The sequence below is a fragment of the Algoriphagus sanaruensis genome, assembly GCF_001593605.1.
Taxonomy (GTDB): Bacteria; Bacteroidota; Bacteroidia; order Cytophagales; family Cyclobacteriaceae; genus Algoriphagus; species Algoriphagus sanaruensis.
The window spans coordinates 1,059,956-1,075,599 of the sequence record NZ_CP012836.1 but is presented as its reverse complement, the minus strand read 5'-3'; the positions used below and the strand labels follow the sequence as shown (position 1 = coordinate 1,075,599).

General features: G+C 41.7%; 14 protein-coding genes. 5 read left to right on the top strand and 9 right to left on the bottom strand.

Going from position 1 to position 15,644, the window contains the following annotated elements; genetic code table 11:
* Position 1: 1 nt before the first annotated feature.
* Genes AO498_RS04800 through mraZ form a run of 5 tightly spaced genes read right to left on the bottom strand, consistent with a single transcriptional unit; the run spans position 2 to position 5,302 of the window.
* Positions 2–1,465, bottom strand: a complete 1,464-nt coding sequence (locus AO498_RS04800; protein WP_067544331.1) for a UDP-N-acetylmuramoyl-L-alanyl-D-glutamate--2,6-diaminopimelate ligase — start codon at positions 1,463–1,465, stop codon at positions 2–4.
* Positions 1,466–3,574 (bottom strand): penicillin-binding protein, encoded by a 2,109-nt coding sequence (locus tag AO498_RS04795; protein ID WP_067544327.1) that lies wholly within the window; start codon positions 3,572–3,574, stop codon positions 1,466–1,468.
* The gene (locus AO498_RS04790; protein WP_067544326.1) at positions 3,571–3,954 is read right to left on the bottom strand and encodes an FtsL-like putative cell division protein; all 384 of its coding nucleotides are present in this window, start codon (positions 3,952–3,954) and stop codon (positions 3,571–3,573) included. The genes AO498_RS04795 and AO498_RS04790 overlap by 4 nt, the downstream gene beginning before the upstream one ends.
* Complete coding sequence (gene rsmH / locus AO498_RS04785; protein ID WP_067544325.1) at positions 3,951–4,862, bottom strand: 16S rRNA (cytosine(1402)-N(4))-methyltransferase RsmH; 912 nt, start codon at positions 4,860–4,862, stop codon at positions 3,951–3,953. The genes AO498_RS04790 and rsmH overlap by 4 nt, the downstream gene beginning before the upstream one ends.
* Before the next feature lie 5 nt (positions 4,863–4,867).
* The gene (gene mraZ, locus AO498_RS04780) at positions 4,868–5,302 is read right to left on the bottom strand and encodes a division/cell wall cluster transcriptional repressor MraZ (protein ID WP_067544323.1); all 435 of its coding nucleotides are present in this window, start codon (positions 5,300–5,302) and stop codon (positions 4,868–4,870) included.
* Between the two features lie 499 nt (positions 5,303–5,801).
* On the opposite strand from mraZ, the gene AO498_RS04770 reads away from it, so the two are divergent.
* Together AO498_RS04770 and AO498_RS04765 are read left to right on the top strand one after the other, a co-directional pair.
* Positions 5,802–6,329 carry a hypothetical protein gene (locus tag AO498_RS04770; protein ID WP_067544316.1) on the top strand — a complete coding sequence of 176 codons (528 nt, stop codon included), beginning with the start codon at positions 5,802–5,804 and terminating at the stop codon, positions 6,327–6,329.
* A 32-nt stretch (positions 6,330–6,361) separates the two neighbouring features.
* Complete coding sequence (locus AO498_RS04765) at positions 6,362–8,539, top strand: TonB-dependent receptor family protein (RefSeq protein ID WP_067544315.1); 2,178 nt, start codon at positions 6,362–6,364, stop codon at positions 8,537–8,539.
* A gap of 60 nt (positions 8,540–8,599) precedes the next feature.
* On the opposite strand, the gene AO498_RS04760 is transcribed toward AO498_RS04765, so the two are convergent.
* The 3 genes from AO498_RS04760 to AO498_RS04750 all read right to left on the bottom strand — a co-directional run bounded on the left by AO498_RS04760 (position 8,600) and on the right by AO498_RS04750 (position 11,807).
* Positions 8,600–10,525, bottom strand: a complete 1,926-nt coding sequence (locus AO498_RS04760; protein ID WP_067544314.1) for a M56 family metallopeptidase — start codon at positions 10,523–10,525, stop codon at positions 8,600–8,602.
* Positions 10,522–10,896: a BlaI/MecI/CopY family transcriptional regulator gene (locus AO498_RS04755; protein ID WP_067544312.1), complete on the bottom strand. Its 375-nt coding sequence runs from the start codon at positions 10,894–10,896 to the stop codon at positions 10,522–10,524. The genes AO498_RS04760 and AO498_RS04755 overlap by 4 nt, the downstream gene beginning before the upstream one ends.
* A 107-nt stretch (positions 10,897–11,003) precedes the next feature.
* The gene (locus tag AO498_RS04750; protein WP_067544302.1) at positions 11,004–11,807 is read right to left on the bottom strand and encodes an SDR family NAD(P)-dependent oxidoreductase; all 804 of its coding nucleotides are present in this window, start codon (positions 11,805–11,807) and stop codon (positions 11,004–11,006) included.
* A 109-nt stretch (positions 11,808–11,916) separates the two neighbouring features.
* Between AO498_RS04750 and AO498_RS04745 the strand changes: the two genes are divergently transcribed.
* From AO498_RS04745 to AO498_RS04735, 3 genes are read left to right on the top strand one after another with little or no spacing between them, the layout of a single operon-like run.
* A complete protein-coding gene (locus AO498_RS04745) occupies positions 11,917–13,026 on the top strand; it encodes an alkene reductase (protein ID WP_067544300.1) in 1,110 nt (369 codons plus the stop codon).
* Positions 13,027–13,080: 54 nt separating this feature from the next.
* Positions 13,081–13,857 carry an NRDE family protein gene (locus AO498_RS04740; protein WP_067544298.1) on the top strand — a complete coding sequence of 259 codons (777 nt, stop codon included), beginning with the start codon at positions 13,081–13,083 and terminating at the stop codon, positions 13,855–13,857.
* Complete coding sequence (locus tag AO498_RS04735; protein ID WP_067544296.1) at positions 13,838–14,812, top strand: YpdA family putative bacillithiol disulfide reductase; 975 nt, start codon at positions 13,838–13,840, stop codon at positions 14,810–14,812. Before AO498_RS04740 ends, AO498_RS04735 begins: the two co-directional genes overlap by 20 nt.
* 26 nt (positions 14,813–14,838) lie before the next feature.
* Here AO498_RS04735 and AO498_RS04730 read toward each other — a convergent pair whose 3' ends face one another.
* Positions 14,839–15,618, bottom strand: coding sequence for a type III pantothenate kinase (locus AO498_RS04730; protein ID WP_067544294.1), 780 nt, complete (start codon positions 15,616–15,618; stop codon positions 14,839–14,841).
* Between the last annotated feature and the right edge of the window lie 26 nt (positions 15,619–15,644).

The following is a 15,644-nucleotide window of genomic DNA, read 5'->3' as shown; positions in this document are numbered from 1 at the left end:
CTTATTGTCCTGTCAATTGAGTTAAGAATTCGGTAACCACTTCGGCATCGTCGAAATGATGCTTTACTCCTTTTATTTCTTGGTAATCTTCGTGTCCTTTTCCTGCGATGAGAATGATATCCCCCTTTTTTGACATCATCACGGCGGTCTTGATCGCCTCGCGACGGTCTTCGATAGTAAGGGTCTTTCTCATTTCGGTTGGACCAATTCCTGCCTGCATATCTCGCAGGATATCCATCGGCTCCTCAAAACGAGGATTATCCGAGGTCAAAATCACTTTGTCGCTTTCGGTAACAGCGATTTTGGCCATTGTTGGTCTTTTAGTCTTATCTCTGTTTCCTCCACAGCCGACCACAGTTGTGACTTGCTCGTTTCCAGCCCGGACTCCATTGATAGTTTTCAAGACATTTTCCAAAGCATCGGGCGTATGGGCATAATCCACGATGGCAGTAATTCCGCCAATAGAAATCCGATCAAATCGTCCTTTAGCCCCGCGAATAGCGGAAAGTGCTCTTAGCACCTCATCTTCCTCCTCTCCCAGAAGAACTGCAACACCCAAAACACCGAGGAGATTGTAGGCATTGAAAGCTCCGATCAACCGGAACCAGATCAATTTTCCATTGATATCTAATTCCAATCCCTCCAGGGTATTGGAGATGATTTTGGCCTTAAAGTCTGCGGAGGATTTTAAAGCGAATGTCTGATAGGTGGCTTTGGAATTTTGAACCATCACCATTCCCCGCTTATCGTCTGCATTGACTAAGGCAAAAGCATCTTTAGGCAATTCATCAAATAGCTTTTTCTTCGCCTTGATGTACTCATCAAAGGTGCCATGATAGTCCAAATGGTCGTGGGTGATATTGGTGAAAACCGCCCCTGCAAGCTTCAATCCCGCAATTCTCTCCTGAACAATGGCATGAGAGGAAGCTTCCATAAAACAATGAGAACATCCTGCGTCAACCATTTGTCGAAGCAAGGCTTGAACACTTACTGCATCTGGAGTGGTATGGGTCGCAGGGATTACCTGATCATTGATCTTATTTTCTACCGTAGAAAGAAGTCCAGTACTATACCCCATCGCAACAAAGAGCTGATGCAAAAGCGTGACTGTTGTTGTCTTTCCATTGGTTCCAGTCACTGCCACGACTTTGATCTTTTCGGATGGATTTCCATAAAAATTGGAAGCCATAATCCCCAAGGCCTTGGCAGAATCAGAAGTTTGTACAAGAGTTACTCCAGCAAAAGATTCGGCAGGAAGATCCTCACAAACGATCGTAGTCGCACCTTTCTCTACCGCCGTGGAAATAAAATCATGACCATCCACTTGGGTTCCTCTTACCGCAACGAATGCAGAACCACTTGATACTTTTCTGCTATCAAAGACGATATCCTTGACTTCAACTTCCATGTTTCCATGGGTAGAAGTAAGCGACACCTTATATAATATGTCTTTGAGTTGTTTCATTTAGCCTAAAATCAAATTGATGGTGAGGTCTGAGGATAATTTTGTTCCCGGTTCAAGGGATTGCTCGAGGACATTTCCGCTTCCCCTGTAGCTAACTTTCAAGCCCTTGTTTTCCAGAATGTATAAAGCATCTCGAAGAGGCATCCCTGACACATCGGGCACGACTGGCACCTCGGTATTGTTAATGGCCAAGTTGACTTTCGTGGTTGTCGAAACTGGTTTTACCCAATCTTCGCTCGATGGGGATTTGACATTGAGGGCTAGTTTTTCAAAAATTCCCTGCAACTCTTCGCCTTTGCCCGCATGAATGACGGGCAGGGCAGGATCTTGAGATTGGGCCTGGAGAATTTTGGATTGATTTCTTGGGTTCAATTCCATATCCAATGCAAAAATCCGATCTGCTATTTCCTTAAATACAGGAGCAGAAACATCCCCTCCATACGCCGCAAAACCTTTGGGACTATCAATCACCACAATCATGGAATACTTAGGGCGATCTGCTGGAAAATACCCTGCAAAACTGGTGTAGTAAGTTTCGGTATACTTTCCGTTAATCAACTTTTGAGCAGTGCCTGTCTTACCCGCAATGCTGTAATTTTCATTCAAGATATTTTTAGCAGTTCCCTGCAATACCACTCCTTCAAGGAGGCGCTGCAACTGCTGGATGGTTTTTTCAGAGGCGATTCGCTCTCGAACCACTTCGGTAGCAAAGGTCTTTTCTACTTGATTTCCACGTCCAATGGCTTTGACAAAAAGAGGCTTCACCATTTTCCCATCATTCGCTACTGCATTGTAAAGCGCTAGAGTATGAATCGGATTGAGTTTGGATTCATAGCCAATCGAAATCCAAGGAAGTGAAGTACCATACCAAGTTTTCGATCCTGGTTTTTTAAAGAATGGTTTTCCCTCACCAGCTAATTGCAATCCAAAGGGTTCGGATAGACCTACTTTATCGATGTAAGCCATAAACTTGGAAGGACTCGAGCCAAAATGCATATCTACCAATTTGGAGATTGCCACATTAGATGACTTTTCGAAAGCTTCCTTAATGGTAATCGTACCATACCCTCCCCACTTTGCGTCATACATGGTTTGATTGTAGAATCGATGAGCTCCGTTGCCAGTTTCAATCAATTCATTTAGGCCTACTTTATTCTCTTCCAAAAGAGCCAACATGGAAAGTAACTTGAAGGTGGAACCAGGCTCAGTGTTCCCAATATCACCAACCGCATAGTTGTAGCTTTCAGAATAGCCTTGTCCATTCTTATTTTTCTGAAGATTGGACATCGCCTTGATGTGGCCTGTCTTCACTTCCATGACAATCACAGAACCAAAGGCAGCATCCCGATCTTCCAATTGCTTGCGAAGGGCATTTTCTGCGACGTCCTGAATATTCACATTCAAGGTGGTGTACACATCATAGCCGTTTTCAGGCTTGATATCTTCTGCATCAAAAACCGGCTTCCAGACACCTCCGGCAAGACGTTGGAAAAGCGCTTTCCCATCTTGACCTTTCAAATAAGAATTAAAAGAATATTCAAGACCCGCTCCTTTTTCATCTTCATTCAAAAATCCAACAGTACGGCTGGCTAAGGAATTAAAAGGACGATATCGCTTTTCTACTTTTTCAAAAATGACTCCACCGCCCATTCGTCCTTCACGGAAAATCGGCCATTGAGCCATCTTCTGCATGTCCTGATAGCCAATTTGTTTTCGGTTTAGAATCAAATATCTCTTTTTGTCACCTCTCGCATCTTGAATCATTCGCTTGTATGCAGTGGCAGACTTGTCTCTGAAAAATCCCGAAAGCAATCTGGAAAGCGAATCGATCCCTGCTTTGATTTGATCTTGATCCGCCACGGTTGGGTCCATCGCTACTCGATAAAATGGAAGGCTAGTGGCCAATAAGCTTCCATCAGTCGCATAAATATTTCCACGCGTGGCAGGAACTTCCCGGTATTGGAAATTTACCTGTTCCGCTTTGGCTCTCCACTTCTCTCCTTCTTTGACTTGAACCATGGCGATTTTGTAAGGAATCGCACAGGCAGCCAAAGCCACAAGGATGAAAACCACCCTTACTCGGAGCACTATGGAGCGTTTGATATTCACTTTTCTACCTCGATTTTGATCGGTGGTTGATTTAATTCATAGATTTCTAAGCTTGCAGCACGCTTAGCCACTTGTGACTGCATGCTACTTTGCATGTATTCTGCCTCCAGGGTAGTGACATCTGCTCGGAGATCTTCTACTTCCTGTTGAGCCTTTTCAATTTTCCGGACCATTCCTTCTGCTCGGTGATTGCTGTAGATGTAAACCAGTGCAAGCAGAACCAAAAAGGCTACCGGAGGCACCAATTGAACAGGAACTCCTTCACCCAGAACCGAAGTCACATTGAGCTTTTCTTCAATCCAAGAAAAAATAGTCTTCCGGGGACCACCTTTTGGATTGTTCCCAGACTTCAACTTTTTCTTAAATGCGTTCTGACTCATTTTTTAACTTTCTCTGCAATTCTCAATTTGGCACTCCGTGCACGTGGATTCTTTGCCACTTCCTCTTCATCCGCCACCACTGCACCTCGACTAACCGGCTCTAGAGGACGAAGTAGATTTCCATAAAAATCTTTTTCGACCTCTCCTTGGAACTTGCCCTTAGTGATCAAATTCTTTACCGGACGGTCTTCCAAACTATGGTAGCTCATCACCACGAGTCTGCCTCCTGGCTTGAGCAATTCCACTGCACTAAGGAGCATTTCTTCCAAAGCACCCATCTCGTCATTAACCACAATCCGCAATGCCTGAAATACCTGCGCGAAATATTTAAACTCCTTCCCGCGAGGAGCATATTTTTTTAGAAATGCCGTAAACCCCTCTGTGGTATCAAAAAGCCGAAGTGCTCGCTCTGACACAATGGCCTGGGCAAGCGTTTTGGCATTTTTTACTTCTCCATACATCCCCAAAATCTTATGTAGCTCTCCTTCCTCATAGGTGTTGAGAACATCCTTGGCGGTAAGAGGTGCAGACTGATTCATCCGCATGTCCAAACTGCCGCTAAACCGAGTAGAAAATCCTCGGCTTGGCTCGTCGATTTGGTGAGAAGAAATCCCCAAATCCGCCAAGATCCCATCGACCTGCTTTACTCCGTACAGCCTGAGGTATCGCTTGATATCCCGGAAGTTTGCCTGTATGAGCGTAAACCGATCATCTTGGGGCACATTGGCCAATGCATCCTCATCCTGATCAAAAGCATATAGATGTCCTCTATCGAGATGCTTTAAAATTTCTCTAGAATGACCACCGCCCCCGAAAGTGACATCGACATAAATCCCGTTGGGATTAATAGCCAAGCCTTCAGTGCATTGGGCGAGCATCACTGGGATATGGTAAACAGACTCAGTCATAGCGCTTAGGAGAGATACTTTTCCATCAGGCTGGACAAGTCCGCCGGATCTACAATGATGTTCTTGAGATAAGATTCAGGATTCCAGAGTTCGATACGAGTTCCCATGCCTACGACAACCACATCCTTTTCCAACCCGGCATAGGTTTGATAAAGCTTGGGAATCAAAAGTCGACCTGCATTATCCAGCTCTACCTCAACGATAGAATTGAAAAAAGACCGTTGCAGCATACGCTGCTCAGGATTGTTGATGTTCAGTGACTTGATTTGATTTTCAAGCTTTTTATACTCTACCATCGGATAGAGTGCTAAGCATTTGTCCTCGGCCATCCGAAGCATAAGCGTAGCCCCATTCGCCTCTGGAATTGCCGACTTAATTTTAGACGGCAATACCAAACGCCCCTTGGGATCTAACTTGGCATCGTATTGACTGTTGAACATAGGATAGACTCGGATTAATAGAGTTTTCTGTAAAGACAAAAGTAAGAAAAGGAAATTCACTTTCTACCACTTTCCCCCACTTTTTCCCACTTTGGATTAAAAGTAGCCAAAAGAAATTTCCATCCCAATATTTTTTAAAAAAAAAGGACAAAATTTTTACTGATTTTCAAGGGATTATCGAAAGGATCGAATGATCTAAAAAAGGGCTTATTCGATCGATATTGGGCCTTTTTTTGATTTAAAAATGATGATGGACATGACTTGAAAACATCTTTCTCCAAAAAGTGGGGCAAAATCCCAAAAAGGAAGTGCAAAAAATCGACTATCCGTAAAAACTAAAAAAACATTTTATAGATTTTATTCCTTCAAAAATCTATTTGGCTGAAAATTGGGCCCCTCTAAAAAATAGCTTTAATTCGTTTTATAATCCCTGCCAAGCGTCTTGGTAACGCCTTTTACCCAAGTGAAAAAACATTCGGCTATATTCCTTTTAAGTACAATGGTAATTTACCATTTAGGATTTATTGCCTTGAGCTATTTGATGCCACGCATCATTGATCATTATTGGGAAGAAAAAATTTGGTCGGAGGATCTGAACTTTTCCGAAGTCAGATTAATCCGCAAACCATTAACCATGCCTTACGGCAGAAATCAAGAAAATTTTAGCCCTGCAAACATTTCGATCGAGATTGATGGAACATGGAACAGAGTGATCGGTCAACGGTTTTTTGAGGATCATTTTGAAGTAATCATTCTGCCTGATGAAATCCAAAATTCATTTGCTCAGGAATTACATGAATGGATGAGTTCCTTTTTTTCAGAAGGAAGAGGAAAAGATATTCCAACTTCTCAAAAGCTTCTCATTAAATCAATCTTTAAAAATTATTTACAAGACATCTTTTTTCTTGAATTTCAAAATCCAGTTCGAATTAGAATAGAACATATTTTACACGAGTCAAAATCGTTTTATTCTGACAAAGTTTTAGAAATCCTTACCCCACCTCCATTAGACTTTTTGATTTTCTAAGGATTTAATTTTTACATCAAACAAACCTAAAAATGAAACAAAAACTTGTTTTAGGCATCCTATTTTGCCTAATCCCAACCATTTATTCATGGGCTATCCAAGACACCCTGAGAACCATAGATTTGAAGGAATTTCAAATTCAAAATCTGGGACAACAAAACCCCATTCGACCAACACCAAATATCCACAATCTCCAAATCATTGGAGGTCGTAAAACCGAAGTCATTAATCTGAGTGGACTTGCCGTTAATCTCGCCGAAAAAACAGGAAGGACACTTTTTGCCAAGGTTCCTGGAGCTTTTATTTATGACATGGATGGCACTGGCAATCAAATTAATGTATCAGTAAGAGGCCTTGATGGACACAGAAGTTGGGAATTTAATGTTCGACAAAACGGTGTCATGATCAACACCGATATCTATGGTTATCCAGCAAGCCACTACTCTATGCCTATGGAGGCGGTGGAGCGTATCGAGTTGATCAGAGGAACAGGAGCACTCCAATATGGACAGCAATTTGGCGGAATGTTGAATTACGTATTGAAATCAGCTGACTCTTCAAAGACTTTTAGCCTAGAAAATATAACCTCAATTGGAAGCTTTGGCATGCTAGCCAACTTCATTTCAATAGGAGGAACTAAAGGAAAGTGGTCCTATTATGGCTATTTCCAAAAAAGACATTCCAACGGATATAGAGAAGGCGCTGAATCCCAATCTGACTCGGAACATATTGAGATAAATTACAAAGCCAATAAAAACCTAAATCTAAAGGCAGAAGTATCTAGAAGTACTTACTTGTATCGGATTCCTGGCCCTCTTAATGACTTAAAATTCGAAGAAAACCCAACTCAAGCTACACGTACTAGGAATTACTACAGCCCTGAAATTTGGATTCCTGCAATTAGCATGGAGGGGCGTTTAGGCAAAGACACTAAATTTAGTCTTGTAGGAAGTGGCGTTTTTGGTCAGCGAAGCTCAGTCACATTTGATGCAATGGCTGATATCCCAGATGCCATCCATCCCGAGACCAATGATTATTTCAATCGAAATGTCGATATAGATAACTACCATACCCGAACAGTTGAAGGACGAGTCCTCCATCAGTATAGTCTAGGAAATATTAAAAATAACCTCTCTCTTTCAAGTCGGTTTTTCAACAATTCCTTCGACAGAAAACAAAGAGGAAAAGGAACAACCGGATCAGATTATGACCTAAGTATCTCAGGAAAATTCCCAAGAGACATGAATTTAAAGAGTAAAAGCATAAGCTTTGCTTTGGAAAACCAAGTCCTTATTAGTCAAAATTTTAGCCTAAGTCCGGGGGTCAGAATTCAACAAGGAAGCTCCGAACTAAGTGGATCAATCTCCTACTTAGAATCCTCAAAAGTACCAGTTCAAATCGATTATAATTTTATCACCTTAGGCATCAACGCTGAATATAAACCTTCGTTGACGAATCGATTTTATGCAGGGATTTCGCAAGCAAACAGACCTGTTCTTTTTCAAGATATCATTCCAAGTTCACCGTTATATGTCATCAGTTCTAATTTAGAGGATAGTTTTGGGTACAACTCGGAGATCGGTTGGGAAAGTAATCCAAATGAGTATTTACATTTTAATGCAACCCTTTTTCAGACCCTGATTGGAAATAGGATAGGTAACCTTTTAATCGAGGAAGAAGGGCAATTTCTCATTCAAAAAAGTAATATAGGTGATAGTAAGACTTCCGGATTAGAATTGCTTTGGGACTTTGAATTTTATCACTCTGAAAAGGCTTCAATTTCGATATATACATCTTCAAGTTGGATGAATGCACGATACATAAGAGGATTCATCAGTAATGGAAGTGAAAATGTATCAATTAAAGGTAATCATGTGGAAGCCGCTCCAGATTGGATAAGTAGAAATGGAATTAATTATTCAAGCCAATCACTCCAAGTTTCACTTCAACATCAATTTGTAAGTCAATCTTTTTCGGATGCACTAAATACCCAAATCCCACCTCCTTCCGGAGCAGTAGGACCCGTACCTTCCTATCATCTTTGGGACCTTCAGGGAATTTACCAGCTTCAAAATTTAACCTTTAGGGCAAGCTTGCTTAATATCCTTAACAAATCATACTTTACCAAAAGGCCTCAAATGTATCCTGGCCCAGGGATTTGGCCTTCGGACGGAAGAAGCTTAACTATTTCAATTGGAATAAAAATCTAACTACTCAATTCTAAAAAGACCTGCTCAATGAGCAGGTCTTTTGTTTTTAATCAACACACTTTATTTATTTTCTTTTTTGAATTCCTCTTGGACTAGCTTTTGAAACTCTTGCATCTTCATTTGATGCTCTTTTTGCCAGATTTCCATCTTCCGATGAAACTCCTCCATCTTGGGTTTCTGGGCAATTTCCCATTCTTTAATCTTGGCCTCCCATTCTTTTAACTTTGGTTCTTGGGCGGCTTGCCACTCTTTCATTTTTGCCTCAAATTCTTGCATTTTAGGCTCATTTTGAGTCTGCCATTCTTTCATCTTCAGCTCGAATTCTTTCATCTTGGGCTCAAACTCTGCTTTGAATTTTGCCTCCCACTCGACCATTCGCTGTTTCCATTCTCCTTCATTGGCTTTCCATTTCGCTTCCCATTCTTTGGCATTTTTGGCAGCATTTTCTGACCATTTAGACCAATTTAGCTCCATCTCTTTCCGCATTTGTTCACGTTCAGCAGGAGTCATTTTGGAAGTATCTCCGAAGTTAAAATTCCAAGACGGCAAGTTCTCAAAATCAAAATCTACAAACGGTGGCTCGATAGGATCTAGAGGCAAAGGAATTTCTAAATCGTAATCAGGAACTGGAACTATCCACTCTTCCTGGAATTCAGGCATTTCTGGAAGAATGAGCTCAGGCATGGCCACCCCTTCCATTTCATATAATTTCTCCAGCTCGGCTTTGAGTTTTGGACTTAGGGTAAGCGTATCATTTCCTGAAATCAACTTATCTCCTAAGATCACATAGTGGACTCCTTCGTCAGTAGTAAAAGAAATCCGATGCTCTTTCGTATTCCAGACCGTCGTTTGGATAGGAGGAAGAGTATCTAATACAGGTTCAAAGGCAACAGCAAGGGGTGAAGCATCCGTGACCGGATTTACCTCGATTGGGAATTCTGTTTTGGGGGCGTCTTGTTGGGCACTAGCCATCAGGCCGGCACTGAGAAAAAGCGTGAGTATCATAGGGATCGAAATAATTGGGGTTTGTGGATAGTTTTCAGTATGATAACCAAGCATTCGCTTGATTCTTAATAGCGTAGGGTTTCTTTTTTTCCCAGCCGCTAAAGCCAATTCTGGTGAATTTTGCTTTGCAAAATTGAGCACTTCAGCAAGACCAGTAGCTAAGACCCTGGGTTCGATACCAGCTTTGATCGCCAAATCATCAGCCGCATTTTCCCGCAGTTCCTTCACCGTCTGACTCATCCACCAATAACAAGGATGGAAAAAAAACACCACTTCAAGTCCCGAAAGAAGGAGATTACTCAGGTAATCATTACGCTTGACATGGGCTAATTCGTGGGCAATAATTGCCTCCAACTGAGCTGTATTAAGATGGAATATCAATGCAGCAGGAAGCAATATCACTGGCTTGATTGTACCAAAAGTCAAGGGAGATTGAGATTCAATACTACTTCTCAACTCTACGCTCCGATTGATCCCAAGCTTACCCATAAGCCGATAGGTAGTTTTTTCCAACTCAAAGTCTTGAATTAGAGCGGCGCTTTTCCGGAGATTGCGGATCTCCGAAAGGCTATTAACAAATCGGAAAAGAAACAAAAGCGAACCAAAAAACCAGAAATTAACCAATATGGAGAGATTCTGGTCGATCCAGAACATCACTTGAGCCATTCTGTTTTCAAGGGTGATTTCTTGAATTACCGCACTAGATTCCAACAAAAAAATCTGGGTCTTTTCAATAGTAAATCCTTGATTGGGAGCAGCTAGTGACCATTCGTAAACAAAAGTCCCCAAGGTCAGCAGGAATGAAACAAGCAAAGCCCCAACTGCAAGTCCGTACTTCAGGGCAGGGCTGGATCTTTTTAGTAATCGTAAAGCGATCCATAAAATCCCAGCTACCAAAACCATTTGCCAAAGTGTATGCACTAGCGTCCAGCCTAGCACTTTAAGCATCTCCTCTGAGATCCAATCATTTAAAAGTTTCATTGATCTTCATTTTCAAGGTTGTCGAGAAACGCTCTAATTTCATCTAATTCCGCCTTGGAAGGCTTGTCTTGACCCAATGCCTGCATAACCAGCGATTTGGAAGACCCTCCAAAAGCCGTGGAAAGTAAATTTTTCAAAAGGGATTTTTGGGTCTCTCCCTGTTTCACCAGCGGGCGATAAAGGTGGGTACGATTCTGCTCGTCACGTGCGAGCATTCCCTTGGCATGCATGATTTGCATGATCTTCAACGTGGTCGTGTAGCCCGTGTCTTTGGTCTCTGTCAGTCGTTCATGAACTTGACGGACACTGGCCTCTTTCATCTCCCAGAGGATAGATAAAATCTCCAGTTCAGCTTCAGTTGGTTTGTTCATAGGATTAATTACGATAGCTTTCGTACCAAAGTTATACGAAGAACATCGTAATCCAAAAATAAATACGAAAATAATCGTATTAAAAAGTGTTAATCAACTGAAATCGGTTATTCTCGAAGTTTTTGAAGGTTTTTTCTCCCTTTTTTCTCCAAAGAATTTCTGAAAATTTCGGCGAAGGAAGGCCACGCTCCGGCGATTTTTGCGAGTAAGCCACGCGATGGAGGAACAGTTACCTGCAACTTAGGCTTTTCGATCAAAGCAAGAACTTCTCGAACCAAGTCCGCCGGTTGAAGAACTTTTAAAGGGCCACTAAATGTCAGTTTTGCTTCTTCAGGGTAGTTCAATTGCAAATCCAACATCGGCGTATTCACCAAATCGGGACATATCACACTTACATCCACTCCAAAATCCCTGAGTTCGGCAGCAACTGACAAAGAAAACCCTCTGACAGCAAATTTTGAAGCAACGTACAAGCTCAATCCCGAAACTGGCGCTAAACCTGCCAAAGAAGAAAAATTAATAATATGACCAAACTCCTGAAGCTTCATCTCTCTTCCAATCAAAGTCGTACCGAGGATTGTTCCTTTTGCATTAATATCCAAGTGGTAATCCATGTCTGAAATAGCATAGTCAGACAAAAAGCCAGGACGAATTACTCCTGCACAATTGATTAAATGAGAAATAGGAAGTTGAATTTCGCGAGCTTTTTGTATTACCTCTTGCCAGGTAGCCTCTTTGGAAGCATTTCCTACCACCAATTTTACATTCTTTGCCTCCTGAAAATGCTCAAGCAGTTTTTCTTTCTGATTGTCCAAGAGAATCAGAGGTAATTGATGGGATACAAAATGCCGAGCAAGCTGAAGTCCGATGCCACTTGCAGCACCAGTTATCACGAGTAAGATGGGAGCCATGGTTGGTGGGTAATTACAAGCTTGAAATTAGAAAACTTCCCGACTCAAGGAACTTCTACTTCAATTAATTAGTTGTATAGACATGAAATTTTCAAACCAACACACCACAATGAGTTCAACACAAGCACTTTTAAAACCTATTCAAATCGGAGATTTAACCTTAAAAAATCGAGTTTGGATGGCTCCAATGACTAGAAGTAGAGCCACAAATCCAGAAAACAAGGTCTTTGATATTCACGCTACCTATTATAGGCAAAGAGCCTCAGCTGGATTAATTATTTCTGAAGGCTCTCAAATTTCCCCTAGAGCAGTCGGATATATCAATACTCCGGGGATCTATTCAGAAGCACAAACCGAAGCTTGGAAGCAAGTGACCCAAGCTGTTCATGAAGCAGGAGGGCATATTTTCATTCAGCTTTGGCACGTGGGACGTATGTCCCATCCAGATTTTCACGGAGGAGAATTACCTCTCTCAGCATCGGCGACCAATCCAAATTCTAAATCCTACACTCCTCAAGGATTTAAGGAAACGGTAACAGCCAAGGAAATGAGCCTTGAAGAAATCAAACAGACCGTTGCTGATTTCAAAAATGCAGCAAAAAATGCGATGGAAGCTGGTTTTGATGGCATTGAGATTCACTCCTCCAATGGCTACTTGCTACATCAGTTTTTCAATGCTACCTCCAACCACCGAACTGATGAATATGGAGGAAGTATTGAAAACCGTGCAAGAATCCTTTTTGAGGTAATTGACGCTATCAAGGAAGTAATGCCAGAAAATCGAATTGGAGTTCGGCTCAACCCTTCTTTACATGGAGTGTTTGGAATGACAATGGATGAGGAAACCATCCCAACGTTTGACTACATCATCACCAAGATGAATGACTATGATTTAGCCTATCTCCATCTTTCCGAACCTTTCACAGATGTGAGCGAAATCCCGTATGCTGAGCCAAATATTGCAAAACGATATCGACCAATGTACAAGGGTACCTTGGTCATCAACAGTGCATTTGACCAGGAAAGAGGGAACAAAATTATTGAAGAAGGGCTCGCAGATGCAGTCGCATTTGGAAAACCATTTATTTCCAATCCTGATCTGGTGGAGCGATTTGCAGAAAATGCTCCCCTTGCCGAGTGGGATCAAAGTACATTTTACACCCCAGGAGAAAAAGGATTCACCGATTACCCAAGCCTTAAAGAAGAAAAAGTTGGATAATCACTCCATAAGGAGGCTGCCCCAAAGCAGCCTCTTTTTGTTACCTTTAGTTTTATGTGTCTTGTTGCTTTTGCTTGGAAAGTCCATCCAGATTTCCCCTTACTGATTTCCGCTAATCGCGATGAATTTTTTGATCGCCCCACCGCACCATTACATCAATGGCCTGAGGATTTTTATGCTGGAAAGGATCTAAAAGCTGGAGGGACCTGGATGGGGTTTCACCCCAATGGAAGATGGGCTTTATTGACCAATTTCAGAGATTTTTCACAACAGAGGACTGCCAGACTTTCGAGAGGCAAATTGGTCTCCAATTACCTTTCTAGCTTGATTTCTATCGAAGATTACTTGGATCAAATTTGGAATACTCGATCGGAATTTGAGGGCTTCAACCTTCTAGTTGGCGAAGGCAATAGACTCATGTATTTAAGTAATTACGGAGATGGACCTCAGGAAATACAACCTGGAATTCATGGATTAAGCAATGGATTAATCAATGCCGATTGGCCAAAAATCACATTGGCGAAAACCCAACTCCAAAATCAACTTTCAAATCCAAATTTGAAGGACCTATTAGGAATATTAAAATCTCAAGAAAAATATCCGCTTGAATTATTACCAAAAACCGGAGTTCCTCCAGAAAAAGAGCGAGAACTTTCTGCCCAACTCATCCGAATGGCCCCAAACTATGGAACAGTATCTTCAGCCGCAGTTATTCAAGATCAGGCTGGAAAGACCTTCATCCAGGAACGGAGATTTAAGTGGGATTCTGGTATTTTTGAAGACACCGAAGTACAATTCAACTCTTTAATCGATGGAAAATCAAATGTATGACCTGATCATAATCGGAGGTGGTCCAATTGGACTGGCTTGTGGAATTGAAGCTGGAAAAGCTGGTTTGAAGTATTTGATTTTGGAAAAAGGAGCTCTTTGTAATTCCATTTACAATTACCCGATCAATATGACTTTTTTCTCCACCTCTGACCGATTGGAGATGGCTGGAATTCCATTTATGTCAGTAGGTGCAAAACCTACCCGAACAGAGGCCTTGGAATATTACCGCAGAATTTATTTCCATTTTAAACTCAAGGTCAATCTCTATGAGCCTGTTGATTCTTTGAAAAAGGAAAACGAACATTTTGAAATTAAAACCTCAAAATCCACCTACTCCACTCGCAAGCTCGTCTTGGCCACCGGATTTTTTGACCTCCCAAATCTAATGGGTGTACCCGGGGAAGACCTTCTAAAGGTTCTCCATTACTACAAAGAACCATGGCCTTTTATCGGACAAAAAATTCTTGTGGTTGGAGGTGCTAATTCAGCGGTAGATGCAGCATTGGAATGCTGGAGAAAAGGCGCAGAAGTAAGTATGGTTTTGCTAGGAGATGAAGTAGATGAAAATGTGAAATATTGGGTGCGGCCCGATATTATGAATCGAATTAAAGAAGGATCCATTCGGGCATTTACCCAATCCAAAGTCAAGGAAATCAAGCCTCAAGAAGTCATTATTTCCACTCCTTTGGGAGAAACTTCCATCGCTAATGACTGGGTACTGGCAATGACAGGGTACAAACCTAACTTCTCATTGCTAGATCAACTTGGTGTTAAAATGAGTTTGGATGAAAAAAGACAACCCTGCTATGATCAAACGAATCAAGAGTCAAATGTACCTGGTGTTTACTTGGCTGGGGTGGTCTGTGGCGGATTAAATACGCGAGAATTTTTCATCGAAAACAGTATTGCTCACGCAGAGGCGATCGTCAAGGATATTGTTTCGAAATCAAACTAAAACGGTAAAAATATGGTGGGCGAAATTTAATTGAATGCATCATTCTTTTCAGTTATTAACCTCAAACCTTCCAGAGTCAGATTTCGGTCAATTTCATCAAAAACACCTTCCAAACTGGTCAATATCGAAGATAATCCCCCTGTGGCCACGACGGTGAAATTCAATTGGGTCTCCTCAATGATTGCCTGGAGCATTCCTTTGACCAATCCTGTGTAGCCGTATAAAACCCCTGCTTGGATCGCATGGATAGTATTTTTGCCTAAGGCAGAATCAGGCATTTTCAGTTCAACTTCTGGCAATTTTGAAGTATTGGTAAATAAGGCTCTGATCGCTGTTTGCAATCCTGGAACAATATTTACCCCTAAAATCTCCCCGGTCGAATTTACTGCTGTAAAAGTGAGAGCCGTTCCAAAATCCACGATTATCACAGGACCTTGGACTTTGGTATAGGCCGCCATGACATTACACATCAAATCGCTTCCGATTTCATTGGGCCGAAGGGCTCTAACTGGTAGCACTGCATAACTTTCTGGGGTAATTTGATAAGGAATTCTCCCAAAAAATCGTTCGCAAAATTGCTCGATAATCTCATTGACTTCTGGGACTACCGAACTGAATCCTATTTTTTCAATTTGAGAAAGATGGATATCATGCTCCAAAAAATAAAGCGGGACTTTCTTTGAGAGCTGAGAAATCAGCTTTGGAGTTTTGGTTTCGAGACGAAATTGATTTGTCCATCGGCCACTCTTTGAGTCAAAAAGTGCAAAAACTACATTCGAGTTGCCGGCATCGATGGCTAAAAACATTCGTTTCTCAGGTTTTAACTAATTTA